The organism is Rothia sp. HMSC065C03 (genome assembly GCF_001837295.1).
Classification (GTDB): Bacteria; Actinomycetota; Actinomycetes; order Actinomycetales; family Micrococcaceae; genus Rothia.
On record NZ_KV832006.1, the window covers coordinates 571,470 to 594,447 of the forward strand.

The 22,978-nt window shown below is 60.4% G+C and carries 14 protein-coding genes; 1 reads left to right on the forward strand and 13 read right to left on the reverse strand.

Annotated features, from left to right (window positions below):
* The 5 genes from thrS to HMPREF2605_RS07960 form a co-directional block, all read right to left on the reverse strand.
* A partial coding sequence (thrS, locus tag HMPREF2605_RS07940) for a threonine--tRNA ligase (RefSeq protein WP_070847830.1) occupies positions 1 to 2,008 on the reverse strand: 2,008 nt, incomplete at its 3' end.
* Between the two features lie 131 nt (positions 2,009 to 2,139).
* A complete protein-coding gene (locus HMPREF2605_RS07945; RefSeq protein WP_070847833.1) occupies positions 2,140 to 2,565 on the reverse strand; it encodes an ArsR/SmtB family transcription factor in 426 nt (141 codons plus the stop codon).
* Positions 2,566 to 2,694: 129 nt separating this feature from the next.
* Positions 2,695 to 5,259, reverse strand: a complete 2,565-nt coding sequence (locus HMPREF2605_RS07950; protein WP_070847836.1) for a Rib/alpha-like domain-containing protein — start codon at positions 5,257 to 5,259, stop codon at positions 2,695 to 2,697.
* Positions 5,260 to 6,129: 870 nt separating this feature from the next.
* Positions 6,130 to 7,020, reverse strand: coding sequence for a fumarylacetoacetate hydrolase family protein (locus tag HMPREF2605_RS07955; RefSeq protein ID WP_070847838.1), 891 nt, complete (start codon positions 7,018 to 7,020; stop codon positions 6,130 to 6,132).
* Between the two features lie 68 nt (positions 7,021 to 7,088).
* Positions 7,089 to 7,787, reverse strand: a complete 699-nt coding sequence (locus HMPREF2605_RS07960) for a lipoate--protein ligase family protein (RefSeq protein WP_005505814.1) — start codon at positions 7,785 to 7,787, stop codon at positions 7,089 to 7,091.
* A 142-nt stretch (positions 7,788 to 7,929) separates the two neighbouring features.
* On the opposite strand from HMPREF2605_RS07960, the gene HMPREF2605_RS07965 reads away from it, so the two are divergent.
* Positions 7,930 to 9,411, forward strand: coding sequence for a glycoside hydrolase family 1 protein (locus HMPREF2605_RS07965; protein WP_070848158.1), 1,482 nt, complete (start codon positions 7,930 to 7,932; stop codon positions 9,409 to 9,411).
* Between the two features lie 146 nt (positions 9,412 to 9,557).
* On the opposite strand, the gene HMPREF2605_RS07970 is transcribed toward HMPREF2605_RS07965, so the two are convergent.
* From HMPREF2605_RS07970 to nrdI, 8 genes are all read right to left on the reverse strand, one after another.
* The gene (locus HMPREF2605_RS07970; protein WP_070847841.1) at positions 9,558 to 10,709 is read right to left on the reverse strand and encodes a GNAT family N-acetyltransferase; all 1,152 of its coding nucleotides are present in this window, start codon (positions 10,707 to 10,709) and stop codon (positions 9,558 to 9,560) included.
* A gap of 28 nt (positions 10,710 to 10,737) precedes the next feature.
* Positions 10,738 to 13,626 carry an excinuclease ABC subunit UvrA gene (gene uvrA / locus HMPREF2605_RS07975; protein ID WP_070819567.1) on the reverse strand — a complete coding sequence of 963 codons (2,889 nt, stop codon included), beginning with the start codon at positions 13,624 to 13,626 and terminating at the stop codon, positions 10,738 to 10,740.
* A 140-nt stretch (positions 13,627 to 13,766) separates the two neighbouring features.
* On the reverse strand, positions 13,767 to 14,540 hold the full coding sequence (locus HMPREF2605_RS07980; protein ID WP_070629839.1) for an MBL fold metallo-hydrolase: 774 nt from the start codon (positions 14,538 to 14,540) through the stop codon (positions 13,767 to 13,769).
* 1,283 nt (positions 14,541 to 15,823) lie between these two features.
* Positions 15,824 to 17,536: a formate--tetrahydrofolate ligase gene (locus HMPREF2605_RS07985; protein ID WP_005508799.1), complete on the reverse strand. Its 1,713-nt coding sequence runs from the start codon at positions 17,534 to 17,536 to the stop codon at positions 15,824 to 15,826.
* A 233-nt stretch (positions 17,537 to 17,769) separates the two neighbouring features.
* Complete coding sequence (locus HMPREF2605_RS07990) at positions 17,770 to 18,813, reverse strand: zinc-dependent alcohol dehydrogenase family protein (RefSeq protein WP_070847844.1); 1,044 nt, start codon at positions 18,811 to 18,813, stop codon at positions 17,770 to 17,772.
* Positions 18,814 to 19,136: 323 nt separating this feature from the next.
* Positions 19,137 to 20,114 carry a class 1b ribonucleoside-diphosphate reductase subunit beta gene (gene nrdF / locus HMPREF2605_RS07995; protein WP_005505797.1) on the reverse strand — a complete coding sequence of 326 codons (978 nt, stop codon included), beginning with the start codon at positions 20,112 to 20,114 and terminating at the stop codon, positions 19,137 to 19,139.
* A 147-nt stretch (positions 20,115 to 20,261) separates the two neighbouring features.
* Positions 20,262 to 22,442: a class 1b ribonucleoside-diphosphate reductase subunit alpha gene (gene nrdE / locus HMPREF2605_RS08000; RefSeq protein WP_049345554.1), complete on the reverse strand. Its 2,181-nt coding sequence runs from the start codon at positions 22,440 to 22,442 to the stop codon at positions 20,262 to 20,264.
* Entirely contained in the window at positions 22,415 to 22,945 is a 531-nt protein-coding gene (gene nrdI, locus HMPREF2605_RS08005) for a class Ib ribonucleoside-diphosphate reductase assembly flavoprotein NrdI (protein ID WP_049342045.1), read from the reverse strand. Before nrdI ends, nrdE begins: the two co-directional genes overlap by 28 nt.
* Between the last annotated feature and the right edge of the window lie 33 nt (positions 22,946 to 22,978).

Here is a 22,978-nt window from a genome sequence, read left to right on the forward strand (position 1 = left end):
TGGGGTCTTCGTTCACGCGGTTGCGGATATGCTCCACAATACGTGCCACAGCCTCATCCACGGGCACGCCGTTCTCCTGCTTGTTGCCGCGGAAACGGAACGAAACAGCGCCGTGCTCCGCATCCTCACCGCCAGCAATCAGAATGAACGGAACCTTCTCAGTAGACGCAGTACGGATCTTCTTGGTGAAGCGGTCCGAACCGTAGTCCACCTCAACACGCACACCGTGCGCGCGCAGCTTGTCAGCGATCTCAGTCATGTAGTCGTTGAACGCCTCAGCCACCGGCACACCAATGACCTGGACCGGCGACAGCCACGCCGGGAACGCACCCGCATAGTGCTCGGTCAGCACGCCCAGGAAGCGCTCAATCGAGCCGAACTTCGCCGAGTGAATCATGACCGGCTCCTGCACGGTACCGTCCGCAGCCTGGTACTCCAGACCGAAACGGCTCGGCTGGTTGAAGTCGTACTGAACGGTCGACATCTGCCAGGTACGGCCAATCGCGTCCTTCGCCTGAACCGAAATCTTCGGGCCATAGAACGCAGCACCACCCGGATCCGGGACGAGCTCCAGGCCGGTCTCCTTCGCAACCTGCTCCAGAACCGCGGTAGCCGCCTCCCACTGCTCATCAGTACCGATGAACTTATCCTTCTTATCACCCTCAGTGTCGCGAGTCGACAGCTCAAGGTAGAAGTCAGTCATGCCGAAGTCCTCAAGCAGGCTCAGCATGAACTTCAGCAGGTGACGCACCTCGTCCGGTGCCTGCTCCTTCGTCACATACGAGTGCGAGTCGTCCTGAGTAATCATGCGCACACGAGTCAGGCCCTGCAACACGCCGGACTTCTCGTCACGGTACACGGTGCCGAACTCGAAGAAACGCAGCGGCAGCTCACGGTACGAACGGCCACGAGAACGGTAAATCTCGTTGTGCATCGGGCAGTTCATAGCCTTCAGACGGTAATGACCGTTATCCAGCTCCATGGGCGGGAACATGCCGTCCGCATAGTACGGAAGGTGACCGGAAGTGTAGAACAGGTCTTCCTTCGAAATGTGCGGGGTGCTGACGTACTGGAAACCCTCCTGAATGTGGCGGGTACGCACGTAGTCTTCCATCTCGCGCTTGATCACGCCACCCTTAGGGTGAATCACCGGCAGGCCGGGGCCAATGTTCTTCGGGAAGGAGAACAGGTCCAGCTCACGGCCCAGGCGGCGGTGGTCGCGGCGCTCTGCCTCAGCGATGCGCTCCTTGTACGCCACCAGTTCGTCCTTAGTCGGCCACGCGGTACCGTAAATACGCTGCAGCATGGGGTTCTTCTCAGAACCGCGCCAGTACGCGCCACCGGCACGCATCAGGGCGTAACCGTTAGCGATTAGCTTGGTGTTCGGCAGGTGCGGGCCGCGGCAGAGGTCCTTCCAGACGGTCTCGCCGGTCTTCGGGTGCACGTTGTCGTAAATGGTGATTTCACCCTCGCCGACCTCCACGGATGCGCCCTCGGCGGCATCCGCACCAGAACCGGGGCCCTGGGTCAGGGAGAGCAGCTCCAGCTTGTACGGCTCGTTTGCCATCTCGGCGACAGCCTCGTCGTGGGTGACCACGCGGCGGCGGAACAGCTGACCGGACTTGATGATCTTAATCATCGACTTCTCGATCTTCTTCAGATCTTCCGGGGTGAACGGCTCAGCCACATCAAAGTCAAAGTAGAAGCCGTCAGTAATGTACGGGCCGATGCCCAGCTTGGCGTCCTTGCGGTACTCCTGCACCGCCTGCGCCATCACGTGCGCAGCGGAGTGGCGCAGAACGTTCAGGCCGTCCGGTTCGTGAATGAAAACCGGCTCAACGGAATCGCCAGCAGACAGCTCGTGGGAGAGATCAACCAGCACGCCGTTCACGCGTGCCACAACGATCTTCGGGTCGTCAGCGAACAGCTCAGCGGCAGTCTTCGCGGTGACCTCGCGCTCCTCACCAGAAACGCTAATAACAATTGCTGAAGAATCAGCGGCAGACATAAGTCTCCTTAACTCAGGCGCAAGCGTGCCACTCGGGCGCCGCCGGTGCGCATACTATTCCGCACTGTACTGGTGCACGGACACACACCATCTTACAACGGCTCCCAGCCAACGCTCAGCTTGAGGGCAGACTAGTCCGCATGATGCTCACGCGTATGCTCATACACGTCAACCACAATGTGGCTAATGTGGTCGTCCTTCAGACGGTAAATGGTGGTGCGGCCCTGCTGCTCACGGTCAATCACGTGCGCCTCACGCAGGATGCGCAAGTGGTGCGATGCGAGCGGCTGCGAAATGCCCAGGCAGGTGTGCAGTTCGCTCACGCTGTGCGGGCGGTGCATCAGGTGGTGCGCAATCGCCAGGCGCAGCGGATTCGCGAGCGCAGAGAAAATCGCCACGGACGGGCCGAACTGCTCCTCCCAATCTTTGGGGCCGCTACCTTCGAGGAGGGGCGCGTTGGCGGGCACCTCGTGGGCATGGTCCGATGCATGCTCGTGGGCATGGTCAGTGTGGGTGGTGTTAGTTTCGGTCTGGTCTGTGTGGTGGCTCTGAGTCATAGTATTTTCACCTTATGTACAGGAAAGGGGGCACGTCAAGGAAGTTACGCCTGCACGGCGTGCTTTCTTGAGCGTGCCCCTCTCCCCTATGTGCGCTGATGCTCGCTGGTATGCAACCTTAGCAGGCCTTTAGCGGTTGGCGACTGCCACCTGCAGGTAACCTTCAGCGGACTTTACGCCCTTGTCGGTCACTGCGCGGTAGCGGACCAGCGGTGCGAAGCCCTGCTTATTCTTAGCAGAAACCGCAATACCCTGGGTGCCATTCGGCAGGGTCACCACGCGGTAGGTGCCGTACTCGTCGCTGTAGGAGCTGACGACCTGGCCGCGCTCGTTGAGCAGCTCCAGCTTCTTCACGGTTTCGCCGCGGCTGTATGCGCCGAAGGATGCTTCGTCGTTGTTCAGCACCGCCACGTTCTGGGTGGTACCCGAGTACAGCGAGACCGAATCCTCGCGGGCAATCGGGCTGTTCTTATCCACAACGTGCACCTTCAGCGGGATCGAGTACAGCTGCGCGGCGGAGCCCTTCTTCGCCTTCACATCGGACATGCGTGCGGGCGCCTTGCCGGTGCGGTTCACGGTGATGTTCGTACCGTTATCGCGGCGCAGGTCCCAGGTGGTGCCGGTAACCTCGTGGGTGTTCAGATCAATCGAGTAGGTGCCGGTCTTGCCGTTGGAGGCAAAACGGATGCCAGTCTCCGCGCTGGAGAACTGGCCGCCAGCAGTGTTGACCTTCTCCTTGTTGACCCAGCGGCTGGGTTTGAAGTTCGGGGTCTGCTCGATTTCCTGGAAGTTGTAGTCGCGGGCGTAACGGTAGTTCGGGGAAGCCTTGTGCGACTGGTGCACGCTCTGCGCGACTGCGGTCTCACCGGAGTAGACGGTGGCGTGGTGCTCGGCGGGCTGGTAGATCACGCCGGAGCCGGTGCCGGTCTTGCCGTAGGAATCCGAGGGGTACTTGAACTTCACGCTGGTATCTGCGCTGGCGGTGTTGCGGCCTGCACTGTTTTCAGCGGACTCGGTGTAGTTCACGGGCATCCACTGCACCTGCTGCCAGGGGAACTGGTTGCCGGTGAAGCCACTGGGCACAAAGTTCGCGAACATTGCCGCGAGCTTCGGGTCTTCCTTGTACACGTTCTTACCCTGGCGGGCGTAGGGCGCGTAGGAGCTTGCCGCCTCCAGGTTGAATGCGTTGGTGAAGAGGTTACGGTCCGCGATGATGAAGCCGTACTCCTTCATCGCGGTCAGAATCATGCGGGTGAGCTGGTCGTCGGCGTGGCCGGTGTTACGCAGGTGCTCTTCCACGTCAAAGTTCGCGGGCAGGAAGCCACGCTGGCCGGCGCGGGGCGCGTTCGGGTACTTGCTCATGTCCAGCTTGCCGTCGGTGCCCTTCGCGGGGAAGGAGGAAGTCAGCGCCGCGTAGTCAGCCGCGGTGATGGACACCATGTGGTTGATCTTGCCTGCCTTGAGCTCATCCACGCCAATCTGGGTGAGCTCATTTGCCAGGCCCACCACGGAGGAGGTGCCGTTCTTGAGGGTCAGCCAGTAGTTGTCTTCGCCCACGCCGCCGAAGTTCGGCTTAGCGAGCATGTAGCCGCCAGAGGACACGTGGTAGGTTGCCGGGTAGTCAACCGCAACGGGGATGTCCACGGTACCGCGGGTGCCTGCGGGAATCTTGTAGGTGATAACGCCGGTGTTCGCGTCGATGGACGCGCCGGGTACGTTCTTTGCCAGGCGGAACTTCGCGCCGCGAGCAATCGGGTAGGAGGTGCGGGCATTGCCGGACTTCGCGTCGATGCTCACGGGTGCGTTGATGGTGACGGTCTGACCTGCGTTGCCGCGGCCGACGTTGTCGTACTGAATCTTTGCGCTCTTGGGGGTGGATACGTTGCCACCGCCAACCTGCACACGGGCGGTGCTGGTGTAGGTCTGTGCGTCTGCATCCTTGACGAACTTGAAGTAGGAGCGCCAGATGCCGGTCGCCTCGTCATAGAGGGCGACGGACTGGTCGCCGGAGAGGCCGTGGTCCTCGGCAAGCCACTTCGGAATCGGGATGCCGCCGGTGAGGATGCGCTTGTTCTCCGCGTTAGCGTTAACGCGGTTGTCGCGGGAGACGACCTCGACGTACTCCTGGTGCGGATTCGCGGAGTTCACGGCGAGGGTCGGGATATTCTCGTGGCCGCCAACGGTCTGGGCGCGGTCCTTCTTCACAGTGCCGGCGTTGATGGCGGTGGTGACGGGGTGGTTACCCGCATCGCCGGTGTATTCGAGGAAGGTGCGGCTGATTTCGCTACTGTTGGCTGCGACGGCTTCGGTACCGGTGAGCTTCTTGGCGGCGAATGAATCGCGGGCGAGCTTGCCGCTCAGGGGCGAGGTGTTCTCGGTGGTGGTCAGCTGCGCCTTGGTGAGGGAGGAGTTAACCGGTGCGAGGGTCGCGATGCTCTGTGCCTTCTGGTCGGGGTTCCAGTAGCAGGTCGGACCGGGCGTCACGTTGGTGAGGTTCGCCAGGGTCGGCACGGTGCGGTAGCCTGCGTCGACGCAGGTGGTACCGGCTACGTTGCGGGTGGGGGCGGTTGCACCGAAGGTCGCGGGGAGGTTCGCGCCGGTGATGACGGTTGCCAGTGCTGCGGAGGCAGCGATGGTGGCACGGCGGCGGTTTGCCGGGCGCTGTGCCGGGTTTTTGGATGCAGTTGTGGTCATGTTTTTCTTCCGTTCGTGTCGGCTTGTTTGAGTGAGTGCGTTTGTATGAACAAACACGGACGTGAGTGAAATATGCATCTGAGGGTGTGCCCGGGTGGGTCCTGATCTTCTGGCAGGAATTCTCAGGAAACTCTCAGATAATCCCCATACCCTACATAGTCTTTTGGGTGAACGCAAAACGAGTTTGTGATTTGGGGCACCGATTTTTTGCTAAAGGTTCAGGTTTAGACTCATATTTCCTTACACCTGCGTGCACTGATAGACGTTCAGGCTTTCGGAATTTGCACCGCAGTGTTTGGGCTTTATTCCTAGTCAGGCGAGGGCAACTTGAGAAAAACGAAAAACGCGCACGGGAAACTAAACCTTCAACCTCAAAGTTCCCGGAATGACGCACCAAAACCTTCTGTTGAATTTCTCACACGTGCCCACAATTTGGAATTCTGCACTCTAGGCAGATATGGTCTCAGTCACTGAAACAGGGGGTTTCGTGTGCTCAATCGGTAGCTTTTGGGCCAAATCTACAGTCGGGGCACATGCATTACTTCACCTCCACAGACCCACAAAACCCACTCGAAACCCTAAGATTTAGGTCAAAGTTTAAAGTTTTCGTGTGTTTGACAGTGCGTAACCATGCATTCGCCACACTCCCCCGCACGGAGTACTCTTCACTGTGCACTAGCGGAATCCCAAGCCGCTCACCGGGAGCTTTAAAAGGAATAAAAAACACCCCGCATGCGCCTCAAAAACACACGCGGGGTGCATAAGTATTCATTTATGGGTGCCTTCCAGTGCACCCAATAGCAGGTGCTGCAGGCGCCTCCGTGGGTTCACGTGGGTTCATTCGCGGTTGCGTACAGAGCTACCGAATAACTACAGTGCGCCCGCCTCCGAGCAGACATTCACCAGCTCGCCAATGCCCTCGATGCGGGTGCGCACCGTCTGCCCCGGCTTCAACCACTGACGCGGATGCAGCGACAGCCCAACCCCGGCGGGCGTACCCGTCGCCACCAGGTCACCCGGCTCCAGGGTCATAAACCGCGAAATATAGGACAGCAGCTGCGCCGGGGTAAACACCATATCCGCCGTCGTGCCGCGCTGACGCACCACGCCGTCCACCTCACAGACCAGCTCCAGACCGGCAACCGGGTCAACCTCATCGGCGCTCACAATCACCGGACCAAACGGAGTCATCGCGTCCCAGTTCTTACCCTGGAACCACTCCGAGGAACGGCCCTGCCAGTCACGCACCGACACGTCATTCATAACCGTGTAACCCATCAGGGCATCTAGCGCCTGCTCCTCCGTGGCGTTGCGCAGGCGAGCGCCCACGACCAGGCAGAGCTCAACCTCCCAGTCGACCTTGGTGCTGCCGGTGCCGTCGGCGGCGGGCATGCGGATCTGCTCACCGGGCCCAATCAGCGCGTTCGGGAACTTCGCGAACAGCGCCGGATGCTCGGGCACCTCAAGGTTCATTTCCGCGGCGTGGTCGCGGTAGTTCAGGCCGGCGCACACAATCTTGCCGGGCTTATCCAGCGGGCGAATAAACGGTAGGGAGTTCCACAGCTCCTCGCCGTGACCCATGACGGTCGCGCCGTTCTCCTTCAGGATCGCCACGGCGTTCTTCGGGTCGCCAAAGTTCAGGCGGAACCGGCTGTAGAAATTCAGTAGCGGGCTGAGCTTCGCCGGAAGCTCGTACACGGTCTCTTCGAAGAAGCAGACCGCGCGGCTGCCCTTCGAGTCTTTAATCTGCGCCCAACGCATGGATGCTCCTTCGCTTCAGGTGGGGATATATCGAATAAGTTACGGATAAAAGTCAGAAATAAAACAACCTAGTGAAAACCGTTTTGGGCGTACACCTCAACGATGGCGTCTTCCAGGTCTTCCATGAGCAGGGCGGGGTTCGCGTCCTGCGCCGCGCCAACCGTGGCGGGATCCAGCTCCATGCCGAGGGCACGGTACACGTCCGCGGTGACCGCCCGCAGGGGCGCAGAGTCGGAGACCACGATGCCGGTGCTGAACCACCAGCCGCCGGTCACCACACGCTGGGCGGTGCCGACCAGTTTAATGCGGCCACCACCTGCGGAGGCGGGAAGCTGCGCGTGCACCGAATACTCGCCGGGGCAGTACTCCCCCGGAATCTCGCCCATGCGCGCATCCACACCGACCTCGCGGAGCGCCTGCGCGTACATGGAACCGAAGAGTTCGTAGCGTAGGGTGTTACCGCTGCGGGCGTCGGAGGCGGGCTGAAAATGGTCCACGACCAGGCACCCCTGATGGTAGGCGGCGGCGTGCCCGCCGACCTTGCGCACCAGCACCTCGAAGCCGTGCTCGGCGCACGCCGCGGAGGCCTCCGCGAAGCCGGGGTTCAGTTCGTCACGGCGGCCGAACGCGACCGTCGGGTTCGGCTGATACATGCGTAGGGTGGCTTCACGCTTGCCGGTTGCCACCTCGCGGAGCATCTGCACCGTCTGGTCGTGGTGAATTAGGATATCGCCGGATTCGGGGCCGGTCTCTCGAATAATCTGCACGTTCCTATTTTACGGTTACGCCCGCCACAGCTCCTACGTCTCCCCACAATGCGAAAACGCCCACCCGGGTAGCTAAAACCTAGTAATCCCCCACCCCCTCCGCTAGGGTAGAAGAAAGACCTAAAGCACCTTGGAGGATGCCGTGCATCAGGACCAGCACATCACCGCCCAGACTACCTCTTTGCCCAACTCCAACCCGGCGCTAACCGAGCCGCAGCCGCTCGGCGCGTTCCCCGCCGGTTTCCTCTTCGGAGGCGCCACCGCCGCCAACCAGTTCGAGGGCGCCTGGAACGAAGACGGCAAGGGCCCCAGCCTGCAGGATGTGCTGCCCGCCGGCGGCCTGCACCCGCGCACCGCAGAACCCACCGAGGACAACCTCAAGCTGGAAGGCATCGACTTCTACCACCGCTACCGCGAAGATATCACCCTGCTCGCAGAGATGGGTTTCAAGGTCTTCCGCTTCTCCATCGCCTGGTCGCGTATCTTCCCCCGCGGCGACGAAGAAACCCCGAACGAGGCGGGCCTCGCCTTCTACGACCGCGTGCTCGACGAGCTCGAAAAGCACGGCATGGAACCGCTCATCACCCTCAGCCACTACGAAACCCCGCTGCACCTGGTCGAACAGTACAACGGCTGGACCAGCCGCGAACTCATCGGCTTCTACGAACGCTACGCCCGCACCGTGTTCGCTCGCTACGGCAAGCGCGTGAAGTACTGGCTGACCTTCAACGAAATCAACTCGATGCTGCACCTGCCGTTCATGTCCGGCGGCATCAACACCCCGGCAGAGCAGCTCAGCGACGCCGACCTCTACCAGGCAATGCACCACGAGCTGGTCGCCTCCGCACGCGCCACCGCTGCGGCACGCGAACTGGCGCCCGGCGCCCAGGTCGGCTGCATGATTCTTGCCATGCCCACCTACCCGCTCACCCCCGACCCAGCCGACGTACTCGCCGCCATGCAGACGGAACAGGCGCACTTCGCGTTCGGTGACGTGCACGTGCGCGGCGCATACCCCGGCTACTTCCTGCGCTCCCTGCGCGAGAAGGGCGTGGAGCTGACCATCACCGAGCAGGACCGCGAGGACCTGAAGAACACCGTGGATTTCGTGTCGTTCAGCTACTACATGTCCACCTGCGCGACCGGTGACCCAGCACGAGGCAAGCGCGGCGAAGGCAACATCCTCGGCGGCGTGGCGAACCCGACCCTACCCGCCAGCGAATGGGGCTGGCAGATTGACCCGACCGGCCTGCGCGTGGTCCTCAACCAGTATTGGGACCGCTGGCAGAAGCCGCTATTCATCGTGGAGAACGGCCTGGGAGCCCGCGACGAACTGGTCGAGGTGAACGGTGAGCTCACCGTGGAGGATGACTACCGCATCGACTACCTGCGCCAGCACCTGCACGCGGTACGCGAAGCGATTGAGGACGGCGTGAACGTGCTCGGCTACACCACCTGGGGTTGCATCGACATGATTAGCGCCTCCACCGCTCAGATGTCCAAGCGCTACGGGTTCATCTATGTGGACCGCAACGACGACGGCACCGGCACCCTGGCGCGCTACCGCAAGAAGTCCTTCCACTGGTACCGCGAGGTGATTGCCAGCAACGGCGCGGAGCTGTAACTGGTAAGGTTCTAGATGCTGAAAGCCGAGAAAATCCCGGCACGCTGAACCCCGCGCGGCTAACACGCGAAACTCAGTAGCAAAAAGCCCCGAGACTCTGAATCTCGGGGCTTTCTACATGTCCGTTATGACTAGCGCAGACGGCTCTAGTCCATGGGTAGGTCGTTCAGGCTGGTGGACACGTACTCCCACCAGGTCGGCACCAACCCGGCATTCATCGCAACCCTCTGGGACAGCATGTGTGACGGGCTCGTACCGTAGAACGGCAGGTACCCTTCCGCCAGGGTCAGGCGTGCCGCATCACGCACCAGCACGCTGGCGATGCCGGCACCACGCCAGGCGGGCAGCACATCAATGCCAATCTGACGCATAATCGGCGAATCGTCACTCAGGCCAACCATAGCGATAGGGTCTGCGAGCGCGGGGTTCTCCCCCGCCGCGGGTGCATCAGGTGCCTTAGATGCGTTCTCATCCACCGGGTATGCGGCGAGCACCAGCACATCCGGGCGGGTCACGCTAAAGCCCAGCGCGTTCGAGTAGCGCTTATCCCCGCGGAAGCGCTCAAACTGCTCAGCGTCCAGCAGCTCCACGCGCAGACGGGTTACGCGCGCCTCGGTGTCCTCCGGGTCGGCCTCAAGCGCCCCCGCGGAGGCGTTCGCCTCCCTGCGGATGGTGCGCTCGCCGGTGATTTCGGCAAGCAACGCAGCCTTTAGCTCGGCGGGGTCAACGCGGCGCATCATGCCCACACCGGGCACGGCGCACTTGACCTCCTGCGCCTGCACACCCTCAGGTACGACCGAGTTCAGCAGGGCGCGGCCGGGCGTGTAGTAGATGCTCGTGCCGCTGACCTGCTGGGTGTAGGGGGTGAGCAGTTCGTTGAGCTGGCGTAGCTGCGCGTAGTCGCCGAGCCAGTTCGACTGGTCGCCGAGCATGTAGTCGATGGCCTTGTCCAGCACGCGCGGATGTTTGGCGCAGAGAATGCCGATGCTCGCGTAGTTGGCGACGCGCAACTCCCAGATATCGTCGTTGCGGCGGCGTGCGGCGCCCATCTTCTCGGAGGGAGGCTGCACGGTGGCGAGTAGCGGCAGGCTCTCGGCTTCCGGGTAGTCGCGTAGCTCTTCGAGGGCGCGGCTAATCGAGCCGGGTGCCTGGCAGAAGTCCGCCTCCAGCTGGGTGTGCAGGATGTGCCGCGCACGGTCCGCAGTGGTCACAGCACCACGATTCACGGCATCACGGTTCACAGCGCCACGGGTTGCTTGAGCTCCCCGCGTGGGTTCGGTTCCTTGAGTATCAGTCACGTAGGTTTCCTCTAGGGCAAGTTTTTGACTAGTTCAGGATCTCAGCAAGGAACGCGCCGGTGTGCGAGCCCTTCACCTGAGCCACCTGTTCCGGGGTGCCCTCGGCGATGACGGTACCGCCGCCGCTACCGCCTTCGGGGCCCATATCGATAATCCAGTCGGCGCACTTGACCACGTCCAGGTTGTGCTCGATGGTGATGACGCTATTGCCCTTGTCGACCAGCGATTGCAGCACGGCGAGCAGCTTGCGGATGTCCTCAAAGTGCAGGCCGGTGGTCGGCTCGTCCAGCACGTAGATGGAGCGGCCGTTGGAGCGCTTCTGCAGTTCAGTTGCGAGCTTCACGCGCTGCGCTTCACCGCCGGAGAGGGTGGTTGCGGGCTGGCCCAGGCGAATGTAGCCCAGGCCCACATCCACGAGGGTGTTCAGGTGGCGCGCAATCGGGGTGAATGCGGCGAAGAACTCTGCTGCCTCCTCCACGGGCATTTCGAGTACGTCGGCAATGGTCTTGCCCTTGTAGTGCACTTCGAGGGTTTCGCGGTTGTAGCGCTTGCCGTGGCAGGTTTCGCAGGGCACGTACACGTCCGGCAGGAAGTTCATTTCAATCTTCAGGGTGCCGTCGCCGGAGCAGTCCTCGCAGCGGCCGCCCTTGACGTTGAAGGAGAATCGACCCGGGGTGTAGCCGCGCATTTTCGCTTCGCTGGTCTCTGCGAACAGCTTGCGGATGTGGTCGAACACGCCGGTGTAGGTGGCGGGGTTCGAACGCGGGGTACGACCGATGGGCGACTGGTCCACGTGAATGACCTTGTCCAGATGTTCCAGGCCGTCGATACTCTTGTGGCGACCGGGTACCTGCTTGGCGCCGTTGAGCTTGTTCGCCAGGGAGGTGTACAGAATGTCGTTGACGAGGGTGGATTTACCCGATCCGGACACGCCGGTCACCGCGGTGAACACGCCCAGCGGGAAGGAGACGGTCACGTTCTTGAGGTTGTTTTCGCGGGCGCCGCGCACGGTCAGCTGGCGTTCCTTGTCCACGGGTCGGCGGGAGGCGGGCACCTCAATGCTGCGGCGGCCAGCCATGTAGTCGCCGGTAATGGACTTGGTGTTCTTCAGCAGCTCCTCAAAGCTGCCGGAGTGCACGATTTCGCCGCCGTGCTCGCCGGCGCCGGGTCCCACATCCACGATCCAGTCGGCTTCGCGCATGGTGTCTTCGTCGTGCTCAACCACAATAAGGGTGTTGCCCATATCGCGCAGCTTGGTGAGAGTCTCAATGAGGCGGCGGTTATCGCGCTGGTGCAGACCGATGGAGGGCTCGTCGAGCACGTAAAGCACGCCGACCAGGCCGGAACCAATCTGGGTTGCGAGGCGGATGCGCTGCGCCTCACCGCCGGAGAGCGTACCGGCAGAGCGTGAGAGGGTCAGGTAGTCCAGGCCCACGTCCAGCAGGAACTGCAGGCGCGCATCAATTTCCTTGAGGACCTGCTCGCCAATCTTGGCTTCGCGGGGGCTGAGCTGCAGACCGCGCACGAAGGCGAGCGCGTCAGCCAGGGACAGGTCAGTAATGTCTGCGATGGACTGGCCGCCGACCTTCACGCCGAGGATGGTCGGGTTCAGGCGCGCGCCACCGCAGGAGGGGCAGGCAACCTGGCGCATGTACTGTTCGTAGCGGTCGCGGGCGAAGTCCGATTCGGTTTCTTCGTGCTTGCGCTTGATGTACGCCTTCACGCCTTCGAATCCGGAGGTGTAACGACGTTCGCGGCCGAATCGGTTACGGTAGGACACCTCAACCTTGTAGTCCTTGCCGTCCAGGATGGCGGCGCGGGTCTTGGCGGGTAGGTCCTTGAAGGGGGTGTTCAGGTCGAAGCCGAGCTCCTCCCCCAGGCCTGCGAGCAGGCGCAGCCAGTATTCGGTGGTTGCTTTGCCCTGCGACCAGGGGGCGATAGCGCCCTCGCCGAGGGTCAGGTCGGGGTTGGGTACGAGCAGTTCGGTGTCTACTTCCAGGCGCGAGCCGATACCGTCGCAGGCGGTACATGCGCCGAACGGCGAGTTGAAGGAGAAGGCGCGCGGCTCGATGGTGTCGATCTGCAGCGGGTGATTATTGGGGCAGGCGAGGTTTTCACTGAAGGAGCGGGTGCGTTCGGGGTCGTCCTGCTCGCGGTCCACGAAGTCGATGAGCACGCGGCCGTCGGCGAGCTTGAGCGCGGTTTCGATGGAATCGGTCAGGCGCTGATGGATACCGTCCTTAATGACGATGCGGTCGACGACCACCTCGATGGTGTGCTTGTACTGCTTGGCGAGCTTGGGCGGGTCGGAGAGCTGCACGGTTTCGCCGTCCACACGGGCACGCGAGTACCCCTGGGTGAGCAGATCCTTGAAGAGGTCTACGAACTCGCCCTTACGTGCGCTGACGACGGGTGCGAGGATCTGCAGGCGGGTGCGTTCGGGGTACTCCTGCAGAATATCCACAATCTGCTGCGGGGTCTGCTGGGTGATTTCTTCGCCGCATTCGGGGCAGTGCGGGTGGCCGATGCGCGCCCAGAGCAGACGCATGTAGTCGTAGATTTCGGTGATGGTACCGACGGTTGAGCGCGGGTTCTTGGAGGTGGACTTCTGGTCGATAGACACCGCCGGGGAGAGGCCCTCGATGAAGTCTACGTCGGGCTTGTCGACCTGTCCGAGGAACATACGCGCGTAGGAGGACAGCGACTCGACGTAGCGGCGCTGACCTTCCGCAAAGATGGTGTCGAAGGCGAGGGAGGACTTACCGGAGCCGGAGAGGCCGGTGAAGACGACCATCGCATCACGCGGAATGGTGAGGTCTACGTTCTTGAGGTTGTTTTCGCGGGCACCCTGAACCCGGATGCTAGTCAGATCGTTCGCTTTGAGTGCGGTGCTACCGTGTGCCGGGCGGGGTGTCATCGAAAATCCTTTCGTCTTATCTTCGAACTTAAATTCTACACCCTCACGCCTTTCACCAGCGGGATTATGCGGCGGGTGAAGGCATGAGGGTGCAGTACTTATATGAGGTGGACTAGGAGGCGCAATTCATCAAGTGCGGCCTACCAGCCGCGGGTTCCCCACTCTTCCAGGTGGGGGCGCTCGTCGCCGAGGGTGGTAGAGCGGCCGTGGCCGGGCAGTACGATGGCGTCGTCTTCGAAGCCTCCGAAGAGTTTTTCGAGCACGTTGGAGAAGAGCTCACCGAACTGCTGCGGGGAATCGGTCTTGCCCACGCCGCCGGGGAAGAGGGCGTCGCCGGTGAACAGCAGGGTTGCGGGGGTGCCGTCTTCCCAGGTGGTTTCGAGGGTGTAGACGATGGATCCGGGGGTGTGGCCGGGCACGTGCAGGGCGCGGATGACGGTGTCGGAGAGGTAGAAGTCGAAGCTTTCGCCGCCGGTCAGCTCTTCTTCGACGATGTAGTCTTCCAGTTCCTTAATCTCAGCAGCGTCAGCTGCACCCGCGGAGGTCACGGCGCCGGTGAGGTGGTCGAGCTCCTTAATAGCGCGGATGTGGTCCCAGTGGCCGTGAGTAACCAGAATGCCGGTCAGACCAATAGTGCGGGGCCTGATGGAGTTGAAGTCCTCTTCCTTCTCCATGACGCGCACGCGGCGTTCTTCACCATCTGCCAGTTCGAGCTGCGGGCAGTCGTTCAGGAGCGCGTCAAGAGTGAATGCGTAGAGTTCTTCTGCATCGTCTGCAGGGTCGATGAGCACCTGCTCGCCGGTGGCGCGCATGGTGATGAGGTAGACGCTATTGTCCATCTCGGAGACACTGAACGCACGGACGGTCAGTTCGGGGTTCTCAAAGATGAGGGTGGGTTCGGGGTAAGTAGTCATAGTTCCAGTGTAGGGGTTGTGACCGCACAGCATGCGCCTATGCGGTTCGCTCCCCTATCAGCGCATTCGGCGTTGAACGCGCGGGATACATGTACGGGTTGCTTGTGCGGGATGCACAGGGAACAGATTCTGGAGCATGCTCGGTACGGATTAGGTTCCGGCTGGATTCCGCCCGGCTGAGGTTCCACTGAAATTCAAAAGTTAAACAGAGAAGCGACTGCGCATCGATACACAGTCGCTTCTCATGACACCCAGGGGTATCTATCACTCACTCAAACACAAGCAACCCGAGGACTTTGGAAATCTCACGATTACTTGATGACTCAATAGTAGCGAACTTTTTGGGGGCTGTTTTACCACCCAATTTGGTACGGAGAGCCGGATTTAGTGACCCGCGCCTCATTGTAATCATTCTGTAATAAAAACAGGTGTTTTTTAGGGTATCCATACGTACCAATTTCATTTTTTTCGAGTTTTAGCGTGACTTATTTCACCCAAAATAATTTTAGAATTTCCCTCTTTTGGCACTTCGGTGCACCTTTAACTTAAGCTCCACACTCGGCAATCCCAAAGGTTCAATACACAGTTTTAGCCCGGTATTCTGCGGAAGTAGAGGGTTAAGGTGAAAGTATCTTCAAGTACTTGCAACTTCATGAGCAGGAAAAAATGTACTGCTCACCGTTCAAAATCTGCACAATTATTCGCGCGAGGGCAAAATCAATTGGTCTGTTTTACCCCTGTAGGTACCCCCTAAAGTAGAGGTTTTATTACAAAACAATAACATCAGCCCCACCTTCAGGTTCACTGAGTGCACCCATTATAACCCCTTTCAAAAAGCAAAACACCTAGTCAATGCCATATTTTCACAAAATGCAAGACAGCGTGTCACTAAAAAATCAACCTCTACAGATTGTTTAATAAAACCTGACCTTCAAGCACAAATAGAGCCCAATTATTAACCAGCACGTACCAATTCCGCCCTCAAAACAGGCGCCCTAGAAGCCTCAATGAAAGGTTGAAAGACCCCTCCACTAGGGGTTTCAGAATCCTTCACTCCCCCCGGTTGCAGCCTAGTTGCATTCTGTTTTCAAGAACTCCGCTCCCCCGCCCTCAAACGTTGCGCACCTCGTATTCGCCCCTCATGCTTCCATGTATCTGGGGCAGAACACTCCACAAAAGCACCATAGGGCACAGCAAAGGCGGCGCCCCTCCCCCGCTGTGGGGAAGGAGCGCCGCCTCCACTAGCTATAGATCAGCTGGCACAGTCACCTTAGGACAAGCCCTTAGGACAGGCCGACCATCACGCCGTTCTCGTCGAAGCCGATGCGCTCAGCTGCGGGGCTCTTGCTCAGACCCGGCATGGTGCGCATGGTGCCGCAGATAGCGTAGACGTAGCCAGCACCTGCAGCCAGGCGAACCTCGCGCACGGGCAGGGTCCAGCCGGTCGGTGCGCCCTTCAGGGTTGCATCCGAAGAGATGGACAGGTGGGTCTTCGCGATAACCACGGGCAGGTGCGAGTAGCCCAGCTCAGCGAAACGCTTCAGCTGCTTAGCGGCGGCGGGAGCGATGGAGATGCCGTCCGCGCCGTAGACCTTGGTCGCAACCTTCTCAATCTTGGTCTCGATGGAGTCCTCAAGATCGTAGGTGTACTTCAGATCCGAAACGTCGTCACATGCCTCAGCAACCACGTCCGCCAGGTCGGTGGTGCCCTTACCACCCTCAGCCACACCGCGGTGGATAGCGACGCGAGCGCCAGCTTCCTCAGCGATACGACGGATGGTCTCGTGCTCGGACTCGAAGTCGGTCGGGAAGGCGTTGATTGCCACGACCGGCTGAACACCGAAGTTGCGCACGATCTCGATGTGCTTCTTCAGGTTCTCTGCACCCTTCTCCACGTCGGAGGGGCTTTCCTGCAGCATGCCTTCGGGCAGGGGCTTGCCCGGAACGATCTTGTACAGGCCGGAGTGGGACTTCAGGGAGCGCACGGTCACGACGAGCACTGCTGCGTCCGGCTTCAGGCCGGAGACGCGGCACTTGACGTTGAAGAAACGCTCCGCACCCATGTCGGCACCGAAGCCAGCCTCGGTAATCACGTAGTCGGAGTACTCCAGACCAACGTAGTCTGCGACCACGGAGGAGTTACCGGTTGCGATGTTACCGAAGGGGCCCGCGTGAATCAGCGCGGGGGTGTGCTCCAGGGTCTGCAGCAGGTTCGGGTTGATTGCGTCTGCCAGGATGACGGACATTGCGCCGTCAGCCTTCAGGTCGGCTGCGGTGACGGGCTCGCCGTCGTAGTTCAGGCCGATCACGATCTTTGCCAGGCGCTCGCGCAGGTCCTTGAAGGAGGTTGCCAGCGAGAGAATCACCATGATTTCGGAGGCGCTGGTGATGTCGAAACCGGTCTCGCGGACCACGCCGTCCATGCGTTCGCCCAGGCCCACGACGATGTTGCGCAGGGAGCGGTCGTTCATGTCGATAACGCGGCGCCACTCGATTGCGCGCGGGTCGATGCGCAGCTCGTTGCCGTGGTGCAGGTGGTTGTCGATCATGGCGGCAAGCAGGTTGTGCGCTGCGGTGACGGCGTGGAAGTCGCCGGTCAGATGCAGGTTCAGCTTCTCCATGGGAACGATCTGGGAGTAGCCGCCGCCTGCTGCGCCGCCCTTGATGCCGAAGGTCGGGCCCATTGCGGGCTGACGCAGAGCCAGGATTGCCTTGCGGCCGGTCTGGGCGAAGCCCTGTGCGAGGGAGACGGAGGTTGCGGTCTTACCTTCACCGAGCGGGGTGGGGGTGACTGCGGTAACCACGATGTACTTGGAGCCGCGCTTGCGGGCGGTCTCTGCGTTGGTGGTTTCGTCGAGGAGGACCTTAGCGACATACTTGCCGTAGGGTTCAAGGCGATCTTCGCTGATGCCGTTGTCTGCTGCGATCTTGTTAATAGGCCAAAGATCGGCGGCAAGTGCGATTTCGAGGTCGGAAGGGAAAGGCTTCTTCGTCATTGTCATCCTTCGAGTTGTACGAATCATGCTCTTTTATTCTATGCCTTGGCTCACTCATTTGTCCCTCACCTCGCCGGAAGGTGGCAAATAAACCCAATTTTTAATGCACTAATCCCCGCAACCGGTGACCTCCGCTCACGTGGAGCGACAGGGTCGGTGCGGGGATCAGTAGCGCATACGCGCCGGAATACTGGTATAGGAACCGGTATAGGAACCGGCGATACGACCGGCTATTACGGCATGGTCAGCAGAACCTTGGTAGCGGTACGCTGGTCCATTGCCTCGTAACCCTTAGCCGCCTCGTCAATGGGCAGAACCATGTCGAAGACGCGGCCGGGCTCAATTTCGCCCTTGTAAATCAGCTCGATGAGGGTCGGCAGGTACTTGCGTACGGGGGCGGGGCCACCTTCCAGGTGAACCTGCTTGCCGAAGAGCTTATCGGTGCCGATGGAGCTGTCGTGCGGAACGCCCACGAAGCCGATGTAGCCGCCGTGGCGTACGCAGCCGAGAGCCTGGTCGAAGGACTGCTGGGTGCCAACAGCCTCCGCGACGCCGTGTGCGCCCACGCCGTCGGTGAGCTCCATGACCTTGGCGATGCCCTCTTCGCCGCGCTCTTCCACGATGTGGGTTGCGCCGAATGCCTTAGCGAGCGCCTGACGTTCGGGGTTGCGGGACATGATGATGATCTTCTCCGCGCCGAGCTGCTTAGCGCCGATGACTGTGCTCAGGCCGACTGCGCCGTCGCCAACAACGACGATGGTCTTGCCGGGGCCTGCCTTCGCGGCGTCCGCTGCGTACCAGCCGGTGCCGAGCACATCGGATGCCGCCATCAGGTGCGGGATCTGCTCTGCGGTGGGTGCGGCGGGGGTCTTGACGAGGGTGCCGTCTGCGAAGGGTACGCGGGCGTATTCTGCCTGGGTGCCGTTGGAGCGTGCGCCGATGAAGGCGTCGCCTGTTGCGATTGCCTTGAGGCAGCGGGAGGGGTAGCCTGCGGTGCAGGTTTCGCATTCGCCGCAGGAGATGCAGAAGGAGCCTACGACGAAGTCGCCGGGGGCTACGGTGGTGACCTCGGAGCCGACCTCGACGACCTCACCGATGTATTCGTGGCCCATTGCCCGGTGGTCAACGGGCTGTGCGCCGCGGTAGGGCCACAGGTCGGAGCCACAGATGCAGGATGCGGCGAGCTTGATGATGGCGTCGGTGGGTTCGAGCAGGGTCGGCTTCTCAACTTCGTTGACGACGACCTTGCCGGGGGCTTCCATAACAACTGAACGCATGATGTTCCTTTCAAATCTGCGTTGATAGTTAGTCGTATCAGAGTACGCCCCGCACCCCGATATATCAATAATTTTTTATGCTACGGGGTGAAGGTAAAAATTCCGACAACCGGAACCAGAAAGACCGCTCCTACTCCCCTGCTTCTCCGCCGCTTCCGCGCCAGGTTATACCGGGGAAGCCTGGGCATCCTGGCACGTTAAATAGCCCGGTTAAACGGCGGAACCCCCGCGCATCCACAGTGGATACGCGGGGGTCGGTTTATCTCAGCCTGATATCTCAAGGCGAGAAGGGGCTTAGAAGTCCCAGGATAGAAGTCTCCGCCTTAGAAGTCCCAGTCCTCGTCCTCAGTGTTCACAGCCTTACCGATCACGTAGGAAGAGCCGGAACCGGAGAAGAAGTCGTGGTTCTCATCAGCGTTCGGGGACAGTGCCGAGAGGATTGCCGGGGACACGTTAGTCACGGTCGCCGGGAACATCGGCTCGTAGCCCAGGTTCATCAGAGCCTTGTTAGCGTTGTAGTGCAGGAACTTCTTAACGTCCTCACTCCAACCCACACCGTCGTACAGGGAGTGGGTGTACGCCACCTCGTTCTCGTACAGTTCGTACAGCAGGTTGAAGGTGTACTCCTTCAGCTCTGCCTGACGCTCCGCGGACTCCTTCGCCAGGCCGCGCTGGAACTTGTAGCCAATGTAGTAGCCGTGCACTGCCTCGTCACGAATAATCAGACGAATCAGGTCAGCGGTGTTGGTCAGCTTCGCGTGCGAAGACCAGTACATGGGCAGGTAGAAGCCCGAGTAGAACAGGAAGGACTCCAGCAGGGTGGAGGCAACCTTCTTCTTCAGCGGGTCGTCACCGGTGTAGTAGGACAGAACGATCTTCGCCTTCTTCTGCAGGTGCTCGTTCTCAGAAGCCCAGCGGAACGCCTCGTCAATCTCCTTGGTGGAGGCGAGGGTCGAGAAGATCGAGGAGTACGACTTTGCGTGCACGGACTCCATGAACGCAATGTTGGTGTACACGGCCTCTTCGTGCGCGGTCACAGCGTCCGGCAGCAGGGACACAGCACCGACAGTACCCTGGATGGTGTCCAGCAGGGTCAGACCGGTGAAGACGCGCATGGTCAGCTGCTTCTCTTCCTCGGTCAGGGTCTTCCAGGAGGGCACGTCGTTGCTCAGCGGCACCTTCTCCGGCAACCAGAAGTTACCGGTCAGACGATCCCAAACCTCAAGGTCCTTCTCGTCCTCAATACGGTTCCAGTTGATAGCCTCGACCACGTGGTCGACGAGCTTCACCTTTTCGCTCATTAGTAATTCTCCGATTCTTAAGGGGCGGTTACGGTGCCACGCGCGGCCAGCCAGTCGCGCAGGCGGTTTGCGTGTTTACCGTAACCGCCCCTTCCAGTCTTTAGTTATAGTGTGCCAGCTCAGGCTGAATGCGTCACAGCATTCGGGCTAGAGCATGCAGGATACGCAGCCTTCAACCTCGGTACCCTCAAGAGCCATCTGACGCAGACGGATGTAGTAGATGGTCTTGATGCCCTTACGCCATGCGTAAATCTGGGCGCGGTTGATATCGCGGGTGGTTGCGGTATCGCGGAAGAAGAGGGTCAGCGACAGGCCCTGGTCCACGTGCTGGGTTGCAACAGCGTAGGTGTCGATGATCTTCTCGTAACCAATTTCGTAGGAGTCCTGGTAGTACTCCAGGTTCTCGTTGGTCATGTACGGTGCCGGGTAGTAGACGCGGCCGAGCTTGCCTTCCTTGCGGATCTCAATCTTCGAAGCGATCGGGTGAATCGAAGAGGTCGAACCGTTGATGTAGGAGATGGAGCCGGTCGGCGGAACAGCCTGCAGGTTCTGGTTGTACATGCCGTACTGTGCCACGTCAGCAGCCAGCTGAATCCACTCTTCACGGGTGGGGATGTGGTGCTTAGCGAACAGTTCGCGGGTACGCTCGGTCTGCGGTGCCCATTCCTTCTCAATGTACTTTGCGAAGAACTCACCGGATGCGTACTTCGAGTTCTCGAAGCCCTCGAAACGCTGGCCGCGTTCCTTAGCAATCTGCATGGAGGCGCGGATTGCGTGGTAGGCGACGGTGTAGAAGTACATGTTGGTGAAGTCCAGTGCTTCTTCGGAACCGTAGTAGACGTGCTCGCGTGCCAGGTAGCCGTGCAGGTTCATCTGGCCCAGACCCACGGCGTGGCTCATGTTGTTGCCGCGCTCGATGGAGGGTACGGAGCGGATGTCGGACTGGTCGGAGACGGAGGTCAGCGAACGAATCGCGGTTTCCACGGTCTTGCCGAAGTCGTCGCCGTCCATGGTCAGTGCAATGTTCAGCGAGCCGAGGTTGCAGGAGATGTCCTTACCGACGGTCTCGTAGCCGAGGTCAGCGTGGTAGGTGGACGGCTCAGAAACCTGCAGGATCTCGGAGCACAGGTTGGACATGATGATCTTACCGGCGATGGGGTTCGCGCGGTTGACGGTGTCTTCGAACATCACGTACGGGTAGCCGGACTCGAACTGGATCTCTGCGATGGTCTGGAAGAACTCACGCGCGTTGATCTTGGTCTTGGTGATGCGTGCATCATCGACCATCTCGTAGTACTTCTCGGAGACGTTGATGTCGGAGAAGGGCACGCCGTAGATGCGTTCCACATCGTACGGGGAGAAGAGGTACATGTCCTCGTTCTTCTTCGCCAGCTCGAAGGTGATGTCGGGGATGACAACGCCCAGGGAGAGGGTCTTGATGCGGATCTTCTCGTCAGCGTTCTCACGCTTGGTGTCCAGGAAGGCGTAGATGTCGGGGTGGTGTGCGTGCAGGTACACGGCACCGGCACCCTGACGTGCGCCGAGCTGGTTTGCGTAGGAGAAGGCGTCTTCCAGCAGCTTCATGACGGGGATAACGCCCGAGGACTGGTTCTCAATCTTCTTAATGGGCGCACCGGACTCGCGCAGGTTGGTCAGGGCGAATGCCACGCCGCCGCCGCGCTTGGAGAGCTGCAGTGCAGAGTTGATGGAGCGGCCGATGGACTCCATGTTGTCTTCCATGCGCAGCAGGAAGCAGGAGACGAGCTCGCCGCGCTGACGCTTACCTGCGTTGAGGAAGGTGGGGGTTGCCGGCTGGAAACGGCCGGAGATAATCTCGTCGACGATGTCTTCGGCGAGCTTCTCGTTGCCTTCTGCCAGCAGCAGTGCGACCATGCAGACGCGGTCTTCGAAACGCTCCAGGTAGCGCTGACCGTCGAAGGTCTTGAGCGCGTAGGAGGTGTAGAACTTGAAGGCACCCAGGAAGGTCGGGAAGCGGAACTTCACGGCGTAGGCGCGCTTGAACAGGTTCTTAATGAACTGGAAGTTGTACTTGTCGAAGAGTTCCGGCTCGTAGTACTGGTTCTCGATCAGGTACTCGATCTTCTCTTCCAGGTCGTGGAAGAAGACGGTGTTGTTGTTGACGTGCTGCAGGAAGTACTGACGTGCCGCCTGACGGTCTGCATCGAACTGAATCTGGCCGTTCTCATCGTAGAGGTTCAGCAGTGCGTTCAGCTCGTGGTAGCTCATACCCTTGAACTTCTCGGGCACGCTCTTGCCGTTGTGGCTCGCACCGAGAGTTTCTAGTGCTGAGGGCAGTTTTGCGTCCAAAATGCTTCCAATCCTTCGTTGACTTTTTCTACATCTGAATCGGTGCCCATGAGCTCAAATTTGAAGAGCACGGGCACATCGCACTTCTTGGCGACAATGTCTGCCGCGATACCGAAGAGCGGACCAAAGTTGGTGTTGCCGGAGCCAATCACACCGAGTATGTGGTGGCGATTCTGCTCCACGTTCAGGAATTTAACCACCTGCGGGGGAACGTTACCGGCGCCTTCGGGCTTGCCGTAGGTGGGGACGATGAGCACGAACGGCTCATCAAGAATGAGGGTGTCTTCGCCGGTGCGCAGCGGCAGGCGGAGGCGGCGGGCACGGATCTTCTCCACGAACTTGTGGGTGTTACCGGAGATGGAGGAGAAGTACACGATGAGTGGCGCTGTATCGTCCAGTTCGTCCTCGGTCGCTCGACCCTCGGAAGCATTGCGTGCATCCATAAGAATCTTGCGGATTTCTGCGTGCTCGTCGACGGGGTTGGGCGTGAGGGCGGTACTCAATCTGTACTCCTTATTCTCGTGGGCCGGTGTGGT